The organism is Mycobacterium sp. PS03-16 (genome assembly GCF_004570325.1).
Lineage (GTDB): Bacteria > Actinomycetota > Actinomycetes > Mycobacteriales > Mycobacteriaceae > Mycobacterium.
This window is the reverse complement of sequence record NZ_SPQO01000006.1, coordinates 1-16758: the sequence shown is the minus strand read 5'-3', so window position 1 is coordinate 16758 and position 16758 is coordinate 1. Positions and strand designations below refer to the sequence as shown.

Here is a 16758-nt window from a genome sequence, read left to right as displayed (position 1 = left end):
CTTTCGTCGACCCGTGGCGGCACGCGGGCGGTCGGTGTGGTAAAGCCCCGCCTAAGAACAGTGCAATAATCGGTACTGAGAGTGACATCAAACTTAAGCGGGTTGTGCTCTGCCGGAGGCGCGTCGGTTCGACTGCGACTCGGTGTACCCGTTGTGGACTGTGGGAAAGGCAGGGGGATGGGACTCGACGGCAACGGCCACGCGGCGGGCACCGCACCGCGGCAGAAGCTCGAGAAGGTCGTCATCCGGTTCGCGGGTGACTCCGGTGACGGTATGCAGCTGACCGGCGACCGCTTCACCTCCGAGGCCGCGCTGTTCGGCAACGACCTGGCCACCCAGCCCAACTACCCGGCCGAGATCCGCGCCCCCCAGGGCACGCTGCCGGGCGTCTCGTCGTTCCAGATCCAGATCGCCGACTACGACATCCTCACCGCCGGTGACCGGCCCGACGTGCTGGTGGCGATGAACCCGGCGGCGCTCAAGGCCAACGTCAGCGACCTGCCCCGCGGCGGCCTGATCATCGCCAACTCCGACGAGTTCACCAAGCGCAACCTGGCCAAGGTCGGCTACGACGCCAACCCGTTGGAGACCGACGAGCTCTCGGACTACGTCGTGCAGGCCGTGCCGATGACCACGTTGACGCTCGGCGCCGTCGAGGAGATCGGCGCATCCAAGAAGGACGGTCAGCGCGCCAAGAACATGTTCGCGCTCGGGCTGCTGTCCTGGATGTACGGCCGCGAACTCGAGCACAGCGAGGCGTTCATCCGGGAGAAGTTCTCCCGCAAGCCCGACGTCGCCGACGCGAACGTGCTGGCGCTCAAGGCCGGCTGGAACTTCGGCGAGACCACCGAGGCGTTCGCCACCACCTACGAGGTGTCCCCGGCCAAGCTCAGGTCCGGCGAGTATCGCCAGATCTCCGGCAACACCGCGATGGCCTACGGCATCGTGGCCGCCGGCGTGCTGGCCGACACGCAGGTCATGTTGGGCACCTACCCGATCACCCCGGCCTCGGACATCCTTCACGAGCTGTCCAAGCACAAGAACTTCAATGTGCTGACCTTCCAGGCCGAGGACGAGATCGCCGGCATCGGCGCCGCCATCGGCGCCTCCTACGGCGGCGCCCTCGGCGTCACCAGCACGTCCGGCCCGGGTGTCGCGCTCAAGGCCGAGGCGATCGGCCTGGCCGTGATGACCGAGCTGCCGCTGATCGTCATCGACGTGCAGCGCGGCGGCCCCTCGACCGGCCTGCCCACCAAGACCGAACAGGCCGACCTGCTGCAGGCGCTCTACGGGCGCAACGGCGAGTCGCCCGTCGCGGTGCTGGCGCCGCGGTCGGCGTCGGACTGCTTCGACATCGCGGTGGAGGCGGCGCGAATCGCATTGACCTACCGCACCCCGGTGATGATCCTGTCCGATGGCGCGATCGCCAACGGCTCGGAGCCGTGGCGGATCCCCGACATCGCGTCCTATCCGCCGATCGACCACACCTTCGCCCAGTCCGGTGACGATTTCGCGCCGTACGCGCGTGACCCCGAGACGCTCGCGCGCCAGTTCGCGGTGCCCGGCACCGCCGGGCTCGAGCACCGCATCGGCGGCCTGGAGAAGGCGAACGGCTCGGGCAACATCAGCTACGAACCCAAGAACCACGACCTCATGGTCCGGCTGCGCCAGGCCAAGATCGACGGCATCACGGTGCCCGATCTGGAGGTCGACGACCCGACCGGTGACGCCGATCTGCTGCTGATGGGATGGGGCAGCTCGTACGGGCCGATCGGTGAGGCGTGCCGACGGGCGCGACGCAAGGGCATCAAGGTCGCCCACGCCCACCTGCGCCACCTCAACCCGTTCCCGGCCAACCTCGGCGAGGTGCTCGCGCGGTACCCGAAGGTCGTCGCACCGGAGATGAACATGGGCCAGCTGGCGATGCTGCTGCGGGCCCGCTACCTGGTCGACGTGCAGTCGGTGACCAAGGTCGAGGGCATGGCGTTCCTCGCCGACGAGGTCGAGGGCATCATCGACGCCGCGATCGACGGCACACTGGCAGACAAGGAAAACGAGAAGGCCACGTTCGCGCGGCTGGCTGCGGCCACCGTGGGAGCTGGTGTGGAGGCCAACGCATGACCGACCTGATTGGAACGGACCTCAGCCTGACGCCGCTGTCGAAGACGGCCGGGGTGCCGACGACCGACCAGCCGCAGAAGGGCAAGGACTTCACCAGCGACCAGGAGGTCCGCTGGTGCCCCGGCTGCGGTGATTACGTCATCCTCAACACCATCCGCAACTTCCTGCCCGAGCTGGGCCTGCGCCGCGAGAACATCGCGTTCATCAGCGGGATCGGCTGCTCGAGCCGCTTCCCGTACTACCTGGAGACCTACGGGTTCCACTCGATCCACGGCCGCGCGCCGACCATCGCCACCGGCCTGGCGCTGGCCCGCGAGGACCTGTCGGTCTGGGTGGTGACCGGTGACGGCGACGCGTTGTCGATCGGCGGCAACCACCTTATCCACGCGCTGCGCCGCAACATCAACATCACGATCCTGTTGTTCAACAACCGGATCTACGGCCTGACCAAGGGCCAGTACTCGCCCACCTCCGAGGTCGGCAAGGTCACCAAGTCCACCCCGATGGGCTCGCTGGATCATCCCTTCAACCCGGTGTCGCTCGCGCTCGGCGCGGAGGCCACCTTCGTCGGCCGCGCGCTGGACTCCGACCGCAAGGGGCTGTCCGAGGTGCTGCGAGCCGCCGCCGCACACCGCGGCGCGGCGCTGGTCGAGATCCTCCAGGACTGCCCGATCTTCAACGACGGGTCGTTCGACGCGCTGCGCAAGGAGGGGGCGGCCGAGCGGCTGATCAACCTGCAGCACGGTGAGCCGATCACATTCGGCGCCGACGCCGAATACTGCGTGGTGAAGTCCGGTTACGGCCTCGAGGTCGCCAAGACCGCCGACGTGTCGGCCGACGAGATCGTCGTGCACAACGCCCAGGTCGACGACCCGGCGTACGCGTTCGCGCTGTCGCGGCTCTCCGAGCAGAACCTCGAGCACATGGTGATGGGAATCTTCCGTCAGGTCAGCCGGCCGACCTACGACGACGCGGCTCGCGAGCAGGTGCGCACGGCCCGCGACGCCCGAGCACACGACACGGCCGCGCTGCAATCGCTGCTTCGTGGCAAGGACACGTGGACTGTCGACTAGGTGCGCTAACGTCACCTGAGTGACCACACCTGTCCCGCTGGCCGCGGTCGTGCTGGCGGGCGGTGCGTCGCGCCGCATGGGCCGCGACAAGGCGACCCTGGTGATCGACGGTCCCTCGGGGCCGACCACTCTGGTCGAGCGCGTGGTCGCCACGGTGAGCCCGCGCTGTTCGCCGGTGTTCGTGATCGCCGCACCCGGCCAGCGGCTTCCCGAGCTGACCGCCGACGTGCTGCGCGACGAGGTGCGCGGCGTCGGTCCGCTCCTGGCGACCGGTCGCGGCCTGCGCGCCGCCGCCGAGGCCGGTCATCAGTGGGCGTTCGTCTGCGCCGTGGACCTGCCGTACCTGACCGTCGATCTGGTCGACGAGCTCGCCGGGCCCGCGTCCCGCCTGGGCGTCGACGTCGTGCTGCCCTGGGACGGTCGCGACCACTATCTGGCCGGGGTCTACCGCACCTCGCTGGCCGACCGGATCGCCACGCTCGTGGCAGCGGGGGAGCGCAGCATGCGCGCACTCATCGACGTCGTCGACACCCAGCGGATCGTCATGCCCGAGCAGCGGGCGCTCACCAACGCCAACACGCCGGCCGAGCTCCCGTCGACCTTGGATTGATCCAGCAAATTGCGCTCCGCATCCAATTAGGCTCTCTTCATAACAATATGTCGGCATAGCCCGGTTAATTCCGAGTTGAGTTCGCCTTGATCAATGGTCGAAGAGACTCGATTGTCCAGCGGTGAATTCGATGTTCCGAGGAGGCGGGGCGGCTCAAATCGCCTGACATGGCGGCGATCTCGTAACCGTCGATATCGGTGCAGCCATGGGCCGCCGCGGTCGACGTCGCGGAAATTGCCGGTGGAATAACGTCTTTCCTGATGCCGATCCCTCGGTGCGGTGCCGACCCCGGCGCCGCAGTCGGCGGGTCGTCCGCCGACTCCGCGCCGGCCTGCACCGTCTGTGCAGGTGACGTGGCGTATCGGTGGATCGGCTCAATCGGCGCTCCCTGGCGGCGACGCTGCCCGAAGCATCTTCAAGTGAGCGAAATACGTTCTACGGCAATGTAATTGAGATTCCGTGCACGCGCGCCGCCGTTCCGGCGGCTCAGCGAACCGCTTCTCCGGAGCGGGCCGGAACGCCACCCCGGCGAGGCGTTTGACCGCATCGGGGCAGGTCAAACATATTGACGCCGTGACCCAGCTCACGAATTATGCGTGATTTGACTCACGAAAATCAGCGATGGGTTTAGCGTCGGCCATTCTTCCCTGCGGCGTGCTGACCAGCAGTTTCACCGTCCGTTTCGAGGTTGTGATCTTGTCGTGATCTGCCAGACGAGCGCTTCGGGCCGAGATGACTTCTCGCGATCGAGTTTGTAGCGTCCTGAGCGGCTTCGGACATGGAGCAAATAAATTCAAACCGAGAACCTGCGCGTGAGTGGGGCCGCGGACGGCGTGATCGCCCAGCGGACACCGAGGCCTGATGCCCGGTGGAGCGTTCCAGCTCCCCTGCCGCACCTGACCGAGACGGTGTGGACCAGCTCCCCGGCCTGTGACCCACAGGCATCTGCGCCCGCATCCGCGGGCGGCGGTGGCGCGCGCTTGGCGAAAGGACAGAAGTTGAAGAACATCCGCAACACGTTCGGGCTGGCCGCCGTCGCCGGGGCACTCGCCGTCGCCCCCATCGCGCTGGGGGCCGGCACCGCGAATGCGGACAGCGGTGTGAACTGGGACGCCGTCGCGGCGTGCGAGTCGGGTGGCAACTGGGCCATCAACACCGGTAACGGCTACTACGGCGGACTGCAGTTCACGATGGGCACCTGGCAGTCCAACGGCGGCTCCGGCATGCCGCACAACGCGTCGCGCGAGGAGCAGATCCGCGTGGCCGAGAACGTCCTGAACACCCAGGGCATCGGCGCGTGGCCGACCTGCGGTGGGCGCGGCTGAGGCACGACGCTTCGACAGGGGCGGTAGCGGGCACCGAAGCCCGCTGCCGCCTCGGTCGTCTCAGAGGCCTCTTACGTCAGATAAGCAACGACTAAAACTCTCGCCGCGTGCGTAACACGTGATGTCGGTCACTCGACAGACCCGGCAACCGCACCGGAAGAGCGCACGCTCTCCCACCGCGGGCCTTGGGTCACTCGGTCGGGGAAGGACCGCACATGAACAGCATCCGCACAGCAGTCCGGCGAGGAATCTGGCTCACGTTGATCGGCGCGGCGCTGGCCCTGGTGCCGATGTTCCTCTCCTCGGCGAGCGCGACCGCCGACACGGTCAACTGGGACGCGATCGCCCAGTGCGAATCCGGCGGCAACTGGTCCACCAACACCGGCAACGGACACTTCGGCGGCCTGCAGTTCAAGCCCGCCACGTGGGCCGCCCACGGCGGACGGGGGAACCCGGCCACCGCCTCCCGCGCCGAACAGATCCGCGTGGCCGAGCGGGTGCTGGCCAACCAGGGCCTCAAGGCGTGGCCGAAGTGCGGTCCGCGCGGTGCCGCCGTCACCCCCGCGGTGTGGACCACTCCGGCGCCCGCCGCCGCCCCGCGGCCGGCCACCGGTTGCGCCGCGGTGCGTGCGGGCAGCGTCCTGGGCGTCGTCGACCTCAAGCAGCTGTGCTCAGCCGTGCTCAGCCCGCTGGCCGTGCTGGGTCAGCCACGCTGAACTCGTTGCCCTGCGGATCGGTGAGATCGCCGTCTAGCGAGCGCACCGCCCCCGCGGCGAGGAGGGCGTCCACCGGGGCGAAGAGCGTCGGCTGCCAGCGGTTCGGGACGCACCGCGGGTCGCCGACCCGAACGAACTTCCAGATCACGTCCTCCCACCCGGCGCTGCCGTACAGCCAGCGCGGCCTCTGATCCGGCCCCGGACCGATCCGCGCCCCCACCCGGGCCGCCCACCACGCCGCCAACTCCTCCGGCCGGTCGCTGTCGGTGCACACCGCGAACAGCCGGGCGGGGGCTCCGGCCGGCACCGGCCCGTCGGGGAAGGCGCAGAACTCGTTCCCCTCGACGTCGGCGAGCGTCACCCAGCCCGGGCGGTGATCGCCCAGTTCCCGCGCACCCAGCGCGAGCAGGGCGCCGACATCGCGGACCGCCACGTCGACGTGTACGCGGTTCTTCACCACCTTGGAGCCGCGTTCGGCGCGGAACCGCATCAGGCGGCGCTGCGCGTCGGCGCCCAGGGCGGCCGACCAGAATGCCGCCACCCCCGCCGGGTCGGCGGCGTCGACCAGCAGCGGCCCGAGCGTCGCCGTCGTCACGGCCGGCCCGGCAGCGCGAACGCCGACCGCGCCGCGACCTGCCCGAGATGGCGGCTGACGGCGGCCTCGGGGAGCAGCACGGTCGCCCGGCTGGCCGGTGCGCTCAGCACCGCCGGACGGAGGTTCACCACCCGGCCGATCAGCCGGGACTCCCGCACCAGCGCCCGCACCCGCGGCCTGCGGAACGCGGCGTACGCGCTGAACGCCGAGGGGAGATCGGCGCTGTCGGTGACGAGGTGGGCCAGCACCGCGGCGTCCTCGATGCCCTGACAGCCGCCCTGGCCCAGGTGCGGGCGCATGGGATGGGCGGCGTCGCCGACCAGGGTGACCGGTCCCCGCGACCACACGCGCGCCTGCTCACGGTCGTAGAGGTCGTTGCGCAGCACCTCGGCCGCGGGCGTGGCGGCCAGCACGGCCGGGATCGGATCGGCCCAGTGGCGGTACTTCTCCTCCAGATAGGCCAGCTCACCACCCGGCACCGTCGCGCCGCGCGGCACCCGTTCGGTGGCGAACCAGTAGGTGTGGTCGGGTCCGAGCGGCACGTGTCCCACCTCGGTGCCCGCGGCCAGGGTCTGTCCGGCCAGTTGCGGATCGAGGCGGTGCGCCGCCACCCCGCGCCACGCGGTGTACCCGGCGTAGCGGTGGCGCAGCGGCCCGTTGAGGTGCCGCGCCACCAGCGAGCCGACACCGTCGGCGCCGATCACCGCGGCCGCGTCGCGCGTCGAGCCGTCCGACAGCGCCACCCGCACCCCGGTAGCGCTCACCTCGAGATCGCGCACCCCGACACCGAGGTGAACGGTGCCGGGCGCGGTGGCGTCGCGCAGGATCCCGGTCAGCGCGTTGCGCCGGGTCACGACCAGTGGCTCGCCCAGGGCGCGCACCATCCGGTCGGCCGAGGGCCGGCGCAGCCACGAACCGTCGTGCCACCGGACCGCGCCCGCGGTCACCCGCCCACCCGAGGCGCGCACGGCGTCGCCCAATCCCATCGTGTCGAGCGCCGCCAGCGCATTGGGCCAGATACTGATGCCCGCCCCCGCCGACGTGTCGGACTTCTCCTCGAAGACGCTGACGTCGCGGCCGCGCCGCTGCAATGCCACCGCGGTGGCCAGTCCAGCGATTCCCGCGCCCACGACCATGATCTGCTCGGCCACCGGGAAAACCTAGCGTGTGCTACCTACTTGTAGACATGGCCACCGACGCGACCGCCCCGTTCGCCGATCTCGACGACTACCTCGCCCTGCCCCGCGTGGCCGGACTGGCCGTCGCCCCGGACGGCTCCCGAGTGGTGACCACGATCGGCGAACTCGACGACGACGGCACCGCCTTCGTCACCGCGGTATGGGAGCTCGACCCGGCCGGCGTTCGGCCCGCGCGGCGCCTCACCCGGGGCGCGAAAGGGGAGCGCGCACCGGCGTTCACCGCAGGCGGGGATCTGCTGTTCCTCGCGTCCCGCCCCACCAAGGACTCGACCGGCGACGGAGACGCACCGCCGGCCGCGCTGTGGCGGCTGCCCGCCTCGGGCGGGGAGGCGGTTCAGGAGTGCACCGCGCCCGGCGGAGTGGCCGGGGTGTGGGCGGCCCGCGGCGCGGACGTGACGATCGTGCGCGCACCCCTGCTCTCCTCGGCCGCCGACCTCGACGACGACAAGCGGCTGCGCGGCCTGCGTAAGGACAACAAGGTGTCCGCCGTCCTGCACGCCGGCTACCCGGTGCGCTACTGGGACCACGACCTCGGACCGGATGAGCCGCACCTGCTCGACGCCGCCGACCGACGCGACCTCACCCCGCGTCCCGGCGGCGGACTGCGCGAAGCCGACGTCGACCTCAGCGATGACGGCCGGTTCGCGGTGGTGGCCTGGCAGCACCCCGCCGCAGGCGCCGCACTGCGCCGAACGCTGATGCGGGTCGAGGTCGGTACCGGTGAACGCGTCACGATCGCCGACGACCCCGATGCCGACCTGGGCATTCCGGCGATCTCCCCGGACGGCCGTGCCGTCGCCTTCGCCAGGGAGACGGTGTCCACCCCGATGCAGGCGCCGCGAATCACGCTGTGCCTCCTGAGCTTCGGTGCGACCGTCCGCGAACTGACCGCAGAGTGGGACCGCTGGCCCACCTCGGTCACCTGGACCCGCGACGGGTCGGCGCTACTGGTCACCGCCGACGACCACGGCCGCGGGCCGATCTTCCGCGTCGACACCGACAGCGGCGCCGTCACCAGGCTGACCGACGACGACTTCACCTACACCGACGTCGTCGCCGCGCCCGGTGGCGTCGTCTACGCGCTGCGCAGCAGCTACGCCGTGCCGCCGCACCCGGTGCGCCTCGACCCGGACGGCACGGTGACCGTGCTGCCCACCGTCGACGCCCCGCCGCTGCCCGGGACGCTGACCGAACTGACCGCGACCGCCGCCGACGGTGCGCCGGTGCGAACGTGGCTGGCGCTGCCGGCGGGCGCCGACGTGGCACATCCCGCCCCGCTGCTGCTGTGGGTGCACGGCGGACCGCTGGCCAGCTGGAACGCCTGGCACTGGCGGTGGAACCCGTGGCTGATGGTGGCGCAGGGTTACGCGGTGCTGCTGCCCGATCCGGCGCTGTCCACCGGGTACGGCCAGGACTTCATCCAACGGGGTTGGGGGGCGTGGGGCGAGGCGCCCTACACCGACCTGATGGCGGCCACCGACGCCGCGGCCGCCGACCCGCGGGTGGACGGTGGGCGCACCGCGGTGATGGGCGGGTCCTTCGGTGGGTACATGGCCAATTGGATCGCCGGCCACACCGACCGCTTCGACGCGATCGTGACCCACGCCAGCCTGTGGGCGCTCGACCAGTTCGGCGCCACCACCGATGGCGCCTACTGGTGGGCCCGGGAGATGACACCGGAGATGGCCGAACGCAATTCTCCCCACCTCTTCGTCGAGCAGATCGCCACGCCGATGCTGGTGATCCACGGCGACAAGGACTACCGCGTGCCGATCGGCGAAGGGCTGCGGTTGTGGTACGAACTGCTCACCCGCTCCCGGCTGCCGGCCGGCGAGGACGGCTCCTCGCCGCACCGCTTCCTCTACTACCCGTCGGAGAACCACTGGGTCCTCGCCCCGCAGCACGCCAAGATCTGGTATCAGGTCGTCACCGCATTCCTCGCCCACCACGTGCTCGGACGTGACACCGAATGGCCCGAACTGCTCGGGTAGCGTCGAGCCCATGAGCCCGGCAGCAGAACGTGAATTCGACATCGTCGTCTACGGAGCCACCGGATTCGTCGGTAAGTTGACCGCGCAGTACCTGGCCGCGGCGGGCGGTGACGCGCGGATCGCGCTGGCCGGCCGGTCGCAGGACAAGCTGCTCAAGGTTCGCGAATCCCTGGGGGAGAAGGCCGCCGACTGGCCGCTGATCGCCGCGGACGCCTCGCAGCCCTCGACCCTCGACGAGCTGGCCGCACGCACGCGGGTGGTCATCACCACCGTCGGCCCCTACACCAGGTACGGCCTGCCGCTGGTGGCCGCCTGTGCCGCCGCGGGCACCGACTACGCCGATCTGACCGGCGAGACGATGTTCATCCGCGACAGCATCGACGCGCACCACAAACAGGCCCTCGACACCGGCGCCCGCATCGTGCACTCCTGCGGATTCGACTCCATCCCTTCGGATCTCACCGTATACGCACTGCACCGCCGCGCCGCTGAGGACGGCGCCGGGCAGCTCGGGGACACCAGCCTCGTGGTGCGCTCGTTCGCCGGTGGGGTGTCCGGTGGCACGCTGGCCTCGATCATGGAGGTGCTCAACACCTCGTCGTCGGATCCCGAGGCGCGCCGGCAGATGACCGACCCGTACACGCTTTCCCCCGATCGCGGTGCCGAACCGGAACTGGGCGCCCAACCCGATGTGCGGTGGCGGCGCGGCAGTGAGATCGCTCCCGAACTCGCCGGCTCATGGACCGCGGCGTTCGCGATGGCCGGGCCGAACACGCGCATCGTCCGGCGCAGCAACGCGCTGCTCGACTATGCCTACGGCCGCCGCCTCGAGTACTCCGAGGTGATGAGTGTCGGCAGGTCACCGGTCGCGCCCGCCGTCGCGGCGCTGGCCACCGCAGGCAACGCGGCCGTCCTCGGCCTCGGTTCGCGCTACTTCCACCGGTTGCCGCGCACGGTCGTCGACCGCCTGCTGCCCGCCCCGGGCACCGGGCCCAGCGAGCGCGTCCGCGAGCAGGGCCACTACACCGTGGAGACCTACACCACGACCACCACCGGCGCGCGCTACCTGGCCCGGATGTCGCAGCGCGGCGACCCCGGCTACAAGGCGACCTCGGTGCTGCTGGGGGAGTGCGGCCTGGCGCTCGCGTTGGACCGCGACGCACTGTCGGAGCTGCGCGGCGTGCTGACCCCGGCGGCGGCCATGGGTGACGCGCTGCTCGCGCGCTTCCCCGGCGCCGGGGTGTCACTGGAGACCTCGCGGCTGAGCTGACCCCGCGGCTCCCTAGAATTGACCGGTGACCGCCACCCCTGACGCCCACGCCGAGACCCTGCCCAAATCGTGGGAGCCCGGGGCGGTAGAGGCCGAGATCTACCAGGGCTGGGTTGACGCCGGGTACTTCACCGCCGACCCGGCGAGTGACAAACCGCCGTACTCGATCGTGCTGCCGCCGCCCAACGTGACCGGCAGCCTGCACATGGGCCACGCGCTCGACCACACGCTGATGGACGCGCTGACCCGGCGTAAGCGGATGCAGGGGCACGAGGTGCTGTGGCTGCCCGGCATGGACCATGCGGGAATCGCCACCCAGACCGTGGTGGAGAAGCAGCTCGCCGTCGACGGCAAGACCAAAGAGGACTTCGGTCGCGAGCTGTTCATCGACAAGGTGTGGGACTGGAAGCAGGAGTCCGGCGGCACCATCGGCGGGCAGATGCGCCGGCTCGGCGACGGCGTCGACTGGAGCCGGGACCGGTTCACCATGGACGAGGGGCTGTCGCGCGCCGTGCGCACGATCTTCAAGCGGCTCTACGACGCCGGGCTGATCTATCAGGCCGAGCGCCTGGTGAACTGGTCGCCGGTGCTCGAGACCGCGATCAGCGACCTCGAGGTGAAATACGAGGACGTCGAGGGTGAGCTGGTCTCGTTCCGCTACGGCTCGATGAACGACGACGAACCGTACATCGTGGTGGCCACCACCCGGATGGAGACCATGCTCGGCGACACCGCGATCGCCGTGCACCCCGACGACGACCGCTACCGCCACCTGGTCGGCCAGACCCTGCCGCACCCGTTCCTGGACCGGCACATCGTCATCGTCGCCGACCATCACGTCGACCCCGAATTCGGCACCGGCGCAGTGAAGGTCACCCCCGCGCACGACCCGAACGACTTCGAGATCGGGATGCGGCACGCGCTGCCGATGCCGTCGGTCATGGACACGAAGGGCCGCATCGCCGACACCGGAACGCAATTCGACGGGATGGACCGCTTCGAGGCGCGAGTCAAGGTGCGTGAGGCGCTGGCCGAACAGGGCCGCATCGTCGCCGAGAAGCGGCCCTACCTGCACAGCGTCGGGCACTCCGAGCGCAGTGGCGAACCGATCGAACCGCGGCTGAGCCTGCAGTGGTGGGTCAAGGTGGAGGCGCTGGCCAAGGCGGCCGGTGACGCGGTCCGCAACGGCGACACCGTGATCCACCCGCCCAGCCTCGAGCCGCGCTGGTTCGCCTGGGTGGACAACATGCACGACTGGTGCATCTCGCGGCAGCTGTGGTGGGGCCACCGCATCCCGATCTGGCACGGTCCGGGCGGCGAGACGGTGTGCGTCGGCCCCGACGAGGTGCCACCGGCCGGGTGGGAGCAGGATCCCGACGTCCTCGACACCTGGTTCTCCTCGGCGCTGTGGCCGTTCTCCACCATGGGCTGGCCCGACCACACGCCGGAGCTGGCGAAGTTCTACCCGACCACCGTGCTGGTCACCGGCTACGACATCCTGTTCTTCTGGGTCGCGCGGATGATGATGTTCGGCACCTTCGTCGGTGACGACGCCGCCATCACCCTCGACGGTCAGCGGGACAGCCAGGTGCCGTTCCGGAACGTCTTCCTGCACGGGCTGATCCGCGACGAACACGGCCGCAAGATGAGTAAGTCCCGCGGCAACGGTATCGACCCCCTGGACTGGGTCGAGCAGTTCGGCGCCGATGCGCTGCGCTTCACGCTGGCCCGCGGCGCCAGCCCCGGCGGCGACCTGGCGATCGGTGAGGACCACGCCCGGGCGTCGCGCAACTTCGCCACCAAACTGTTCAACGCCACCCGCTTCGCGCTGATGAACGGCGCCGCACCCGCGCCGCTGCCCGAGCCGGGTCAACTCACCGACGCCGACCGCTGGATCCTGGGCCGGCTCGAGGAGGTGCGCGTCGAGGTCGACGCGGCGCTGGACGCCTACGAGTTCAGCCGGGCGTGCGAGGCGCTGTATCACTTCGCCTGGGACGAGTTCTGCGACTGGTACGTCGAACTCGCCAAAGTGCAACTCCAAGAGGGTGTTTCGCATACCACCGCGGTGCTCGCCGCCGTGCTCGACGTGCTGCTCAAGCTGCTGCACCCGGTGATGCCGTTCGTCACCGAGGTGCTGTGGAAGCGGCTGACCGGCGGGGAGTCCCTGGTGATCGCCGACTGGCCGGCCGCGTCCGGCTTCGCCCCCGATCACGCCGCGGCCCGCCGGATCTCCGACACGCAGAAGCTGATCACCGAGGTTCGCCGGTTCCGCAGCGATCAGGGACTGGCCGACCGCCAGCGGGTGCCTGCGCGGCTGTCGGACGTCGGCGCCGCCGGGCTCGACGACCACGTGCCCGCGGTGCGCGCGCTGGCGTGGCTGACCGACGCGGAGGAGGGCTTCACGCCGTCGGCGTCCGTGGAGGTGCGGCTCTCGGAAGGCACCGTCGTCGTGGAGGTGGACACCTCCGGCACCGTCGACGTCGCGGCCGAACGCCGCCGGCTGGAGAAGGACCTGGCCGCGGCGCAGAAGGAACTGTCGGGCACCACCGCGAAGCTCGGCAACGACGCGTTCCTGGCCAAGGCGCCCGCCGAGGTGGTGGACAAGATCCGGCAGCGCCAGCAGCTCGCCCGCGAAGAGGTCGAGCGGATCACGGCGCGGTTGGACGCCCTGCCCGCCCAGCGATGAGCGTCAGCGCGAAGGGCAGACGGTCATGACCCGGCCGGTCCCCACGCCGGACGAGGTCGCGGCCCTCCTGCAGGTCGAGCACCTGCTCGATCAGCGGTGGCCGGAAACCAAGATCGAACCCAGCACCGCCCGGATCGCCGCGCTGCTCGAGATGCTCGGCGAACCGCAGCGCGGGTACCCGTCGATCCACGTCGCCGGCACCAACGGCAAGACGTCGGTGACCCGCATGATCGATGCGCTGCTCACCGCACTGCACCGCCGCACCGGCCGCACCACCAGCCCGCACCTGCAGTCCGCGGTCGAGCGGATCGCGATCGACGGTGAACCGATCACCCCCGCGCAGTATGTCGACACCTACCGCGAGATCGAACCGTTCGTCGAGCTGGTCGACCGGCAGTCCGAGGCCGCCGGGGGCCCGCGGATGAGCAAGTTCGAGGTGGTGACCGCGATGGCGTTCGCGGCCTTCGCCGACGCGCCGGTGGACGTGGCCGTGGTCGAGGTCGGCATGGGCGGGCGCTGGGACGCCACCAACGTCGTCAACGCCCCGGTCGCGGTGATCACCCCGATCGGGATGGACCACGCCGACTACCTCGGTGACACGCTCACCGCCATCGCCGGCGAGAAGGCCGGCATCATCACCCGCCAGCCGGATGATCTCGTTCCCACCGACACGGTCGCGGTGATCGGCCGCCAGGCGCCGGAGGCGATGGAGGTGCTGCTGGCCGAGGCGGTGCGCGCCGACGCGGCCGTCGCCCGCGAGGACTCCGAGTTCGCGGTGCTGTCGCGCCAGGTCGCGGTCGGCGGTCAGCTGCTGGAGCTGCAGGGCCTCGGCGGCGTCTACCCCGAACTGTTCCTGCCGCTGCACGGCGAGCACCAGGCGCACAACGCGGTGGTCGCACTCGCGGCGGTGGAGGCGTTCTTCGGGGCGGGGGCGCAGCGCCAGCTCGACGTCGACGCGGTGCGGGCCGGTTTCGCGGCGGTCACCGGTCCCGGCCGGCTGGAGCGGATGCGCAGCGCGCCGACGGTGTTCGTCGACGCCGCGCACAATCCGGCCGGCGCGGCGGCGCTCGCCGACGCCCTGCAGACCGAGTTCGACTTCCACCACCTGGTCGGCGTGGTGTCGGTGATGGCCGACAAGGACGTCGACGGCATCCTGGCGGCCCTCGAACCCGCATTCGACCAGCTCGTGGTCACCCACAACGGCTCGCAGCGGGCCCTGGACGTCGAGACCCTGCAGCTGCGGGCCGAGGAGAGGTTCGGTCAGGAGCGGGTGATCTCGGCGGCCACCCTGCCGGATGCGATCGAGACCGCGACCGCGCTGGTCGAGGATTCCGGGCACGAAGGCGAGGGCTTCTCCGGCGCCGGGATAATCATCACCGGCTCCGTCGTCACCGCCGGTGCCGCACGCACCCTGTTCGGACGGGACCCCGAGTGAGCGAACCACCGACGAGCGAACCCGCGACCCCACAGGCACCCGACCCGTGGCGCAGCTTCCGCGGCGTGACGGCAGGCACGTTGATCCTCGAGGCGATCGTCGTGCTGCTGGCGCTGCCGGTGGTGTCCCACTCCCAGGGCGGCTTCACCGCGTCCAGCGGGGGATTCCTGATCGGTTTCGCGGTGGTGCTCATCCTGCTGTGCGGTGTGCAGGGCCGGCCGTGGGCGCTGAAGGTCAACCTCGGATTGCAGCTGGTGCTGATCGCCGGCTTCCTCCTGCACGCCGCGATCGGCTTCATCGGTGTGGTGTTCGCCGCCGTCTGGGGGCTGGTCGCCTACCTGCGCGCCGAGGTCAAACGCCGCGAGGATCGGGGCCTGCTGCCGGGGCAGCGGGACGTTCAGGACTGACCGGTACTGTATGCGCCGTGACTGAGCGGACTCTGGTGTTGATCAAGCCCGACGGCGTGCAGCGGCGACTGGTCGGGGAGGTACTGAGCCGGATCGAGCGCAAGGGCCTGACGCTGGCGGCCCTGGAGCTCAAGACGGTCAGCGACGACCTGGCGCGGGCGCACTACGCCGAGCACGAGGACAAGCCGTTCTTCGGTTCGCTGCTGGAGTTCATCACCTCGGGCCCCGTGGTGGCCGCGATCGTCGAGGGTCCGCGCGCGGTGGCGGCGTTCCGCCAGATCGCCGGCGGCACCGACCCGGTGGAGAAGGCCGTCCCCGGCACCATCCGCGGTGATCTGGCGCTTGTCACCCAGGACAACCTGGTGCACGGCTCGGACTCGCCGGACTCCGCGGCCCGCGAAATCGAGCTCTGGTTCCCCGGCCGCTGACCGGTTCGCGGCGCCTGGTCGGCCGGCGCCGCGTCGTATGGGATACTGGTCGCGGGTAGCCGGACTTCAACCGGAGTCCGTCGCCCGAATGAAGACTTCGACGTGCGCGACCACCGCCACCCGCGGTGCGGCGCCGACCGTCCAGCCATCATTCGCCAGGCACCGAGTGGGTTCCGCGACCTGGGGCCGCTCGGAGCGAGACCACAACAAGCCCGGAGAAGTCGTTACCGGGCATAACAGCGGAAGCCCTCGCGTGGCCGCGTCGACACCAAGACGCGCCCGGGGGCTTGAGGAGAATACGTGGCCGACAGTGACGATACTCAAGCCCACACATCAGAAGACTCGCAGGCCAGGGAGCGTTTTCCCGAGCGCCTGAGGGTCCACTCGCTGGCCCGGGTGCTCGGCACCACCAGCAGGCGGGTGCTCGACGCACTGGCGGAATTCGACGGCCGCGCCCGCAGTGCCCACTCGACGGTCGACAAGAGCGAGGCCGAACGCGTCCGCGACGCGCTGGCCGCCAGGGACGGCGATGCCGAAACCGCCGCCGCGCCCGATCCGGCGCCGGCCGTGACCGCACCTGCCGAACCGCAACCCGAGCCCGAACCCGAGCCCGTGGTCTTCGCCGAACCGGCCGATGACGAGGCGCCGGGCGAGGAGGAACCCGAGTCGCGGACCCTCCTCGAGACCGAGCTGCAGACCACGGTCGTGCAGACCACCGTCGTCGAACGCGCCGACTACCTGCCGCTGTTCGTCGCGCCGCAACCCGTCACGTTCCCCCGTGACGAGGACACCGACGACGAGGAGGACGACGAGGACGAGGACGACGACACCGGCGTCGCCTCCGACGACGACCAGGCCGAGCGGCCCGCCGCCCGCCGGCGCCGCCGGGGCCGCCGGGGCCG

Annotated in this window: 13 protein-coding genes and 1 pseudogene; 12 read left to right on the top strand and 2 right to left on the bottom strand. The window is 70.5% G+C overall.

All coding sequences use genetic code 11. The annotated features are described in order from the left end of the window. Positions 1–177 precede the first annotated feature (177 nt). The 5 genes and pseudogenes from E4P42_RS06930 (at position 178) to E4P42_RS06910 (ending at position 5845) form a co-directional block, all read left to right on the top strand. Positions 178–2121, top strand: coding sequence for a 2-oxoacid:acceptor oxidoreductase subunit alpha (locus tag E4P42_RS06930; protein WP_135124429.1), 1944 nt, complete (start codon positions 178–180; stop codon positions 2119–2121). Next, entirely contained in the window at positions 2118–3194 is a 1077-nt protein-coding gene (locus E4P42_RS06925; protein WP_135124427.1) for a 2-oxoacid:ferredoxin oxidoreductase subunit beta, read from the top strand. The genes E4P42_RS06930 and E4P42_RS06925 overlap by 4 nt, the downstream gene beginning before the upstream one ends. Before the next feature lie 19 nt (positions 3195–3213). After that, positions 3214–3804 carry a molybdenum cofactor guanylyltransferase gene (mobA, locus tag E4P42_RS06920; protein WP_135124425.1) on the top strand — a complete coding sequence of 197 codons (591 nt, stop codon included), beginning with the start codon at positions 3214–3216 and terminating at the stop codon, positions 3802–3804. A gap of 1100 nt (positions 3805–4904) precedes the next feature. Beyond that, positions 4905–5129: pseudogene (locus E4P42_RS06915) on the top strand (transglycosylase family protein); the annotation flags it as partial. Between the two features lie 215 nt (positions 5130–5344). Next, positions 5345–5845 (top strand): transglycosylase family protein, encoded by a 501-nt coding sequence (locus E4P42_RS06910; RefSeq protein WP_135124421.1) that lies wholly within the window; start codon positions 5345–5347, stop codon positions 5843–5845. On the opposite strand, the gene E4P42_RS06905 is transcribed toward E4P42_RS06910, so the two are convergent. Both E4P42_RS06905 and E4P42_RS06900 read right to left on the bottom strand, forming a co-directional pair. After that, positions 5811–6440: a VOC family protein gene (locus E4P42_RS06905; RefSeq protein WP_135124419.1), complete on the bottom strand. Its 630-nt coding sequence runs from the start codon at positions 6438–6440 to the stop codon at positions 5811–5813. The two genes, E4P42_RS06910 and E4P42_RS06905, sit on opposite strands and share 35 nt — an antisense overlap. Then, positions 6437–7591, bottom strand: a complete 1155-nt coding sequence (locus tag E4P42_RS06900; RefSeq protein WP_135124417.1) for an FAD-dependent oxidoreductase — start codon at positions 7589–7591, stop codon at positions 6437–6439. Before E4P42_RS06900 ends, E4P42_RS06905 begins: the two co-directional genes overlap by 4 nt. A gap of 35 nt (positions 7592–7626) precedes the next feature. On the opposite strand from E4P42_RS06900, the gene E4P42_RS06895 reads away from it, so the two are divergent. From E4P42_RS06895 to E4P42_RS06865, 7 genes are all read left to right on the top strand, one after another. Further along, a complete protein-coding gene (locus E4P42_RS06895) occupies positions 7627–9630 on the top strand; it encodes a prolyl oligopeptidase family serine peptidase (protein ID WP_135124415.1) in 2004 nt (667 codons plus the stop codon). A 10-nt stretch (positions 9631–9640) separates the two neighbouring features. Continuing rightward, entirely contained in the window at positions 9641–10900 is a 1260-nt protein-coding gene (locus E4P42_RS06890; protein WP_135124413.1) for a trans-acting enoyl reductase family protein, read from the top strand. Positions 10901–10925: 25 nt separating this feature from the next. Beyond that, positions 10926–13586 carry a valine--tRNA ligase gene (locus E4P42_RS06885; protein ID WP_135124411.1) on the top strand — a complete coding sequence of 887 codons (2661 nt, stop codon included), beginning with the start codon at positions 10926–10928 and terminating at the stop codon, positions 13584–13586. 25 nt (positions 13587–13611) lie between these two features. Then, entirely contained in the window at positions 13612–15021 is a 1410-nt protein-coding gene (locus E4P42_RS06880; protein WP_135124409.1) for a folylpolyglutamate synthase/dihydrofolate synthase family protein, read from the top strand. Continuing rightward, positions 15018–15428, top strand: a complete 411-nt coding sequence (locus E4P42_RS06875; protein ID WP_135124407.1) for a DUF4233 domain-containing protein — start codon at positions 15018–15020, stop codon at positions 15426–15428. The genes E4P42_RS06880 and E4P42_RS06875 overlap by 4 nt, the downstream gene beginning before the upstream one ends. Before the next feature lie 17 nt (positions 15429–15445). Further along, positions 15446–15856 carry a nucleoside-diphosphate kinase gene (gene ndk, locus E4P42_RS06870; protein ID WP_135124405.1) on the top strand — a complete coding sequence of 137 codons (411 nt, stop codon included), beginning with the start codon at positions 15446–15448 and terminating at the stop codon, positions 15854–15856. A 300-nt stretch (positions 15857–16156) separates the two neighbouring features. Then, positions 16157–16758, top strand: a 602-nt coding sequence (locus E4P42_RS06865) for a translation initiation factor IF-2 N-terminal domain-containing protein (protein ID WP_209305714.1), incomplete at its 3' end; no start/stop codon positions are given.

Excerpts from the sequence above, each read along its gene's own strand:
- E4P42_RS06930 (WP_135124429.1), top strand. The coding sequence starts at position 178 with ATGGGACTCGACGGCAACGGCCACGCGGCGGGCACCGCACCGCGGCAG.
- E4P42_RS06925 (WP_135124427.1), top strand. The coding sequence starts at position 2,118 with ATGACCGACCTGATTGGAACGGACCTCAGCCTGACGCCGCTGTCGAAG.
- E4P42_RS06910 (WP_135124421.1), top strand. The coding sequence starts at position 5,345 with ATGAACAGCATCCGCACAGCAGTCCGGCGAGGAATCTGGCTCACGTTG.
- E4P42_RS06895 (WP_135124415.1), top strand. The coding sequence starts at position 7,627 with ATGGCCACCGACGCGACCGCCCCGTTCGCCGATCTCGACGACTACCTC.
- E4P42_RS06890 (WP_135124413.1), top strand. The coding sequence starts at position 9,641 with ATGAGCCCGGCAGCAGAACGTGAATTCGACATCGTCGTCTACGGAGCC.
- E4P42_RS06880 (WP_135124409.1), top strand. The coding sequence starts at position 13,612 with ATGACCCGGCCGGTCCCCACGCCGGACGAGGTCGCGGCCCTCCTGCAG.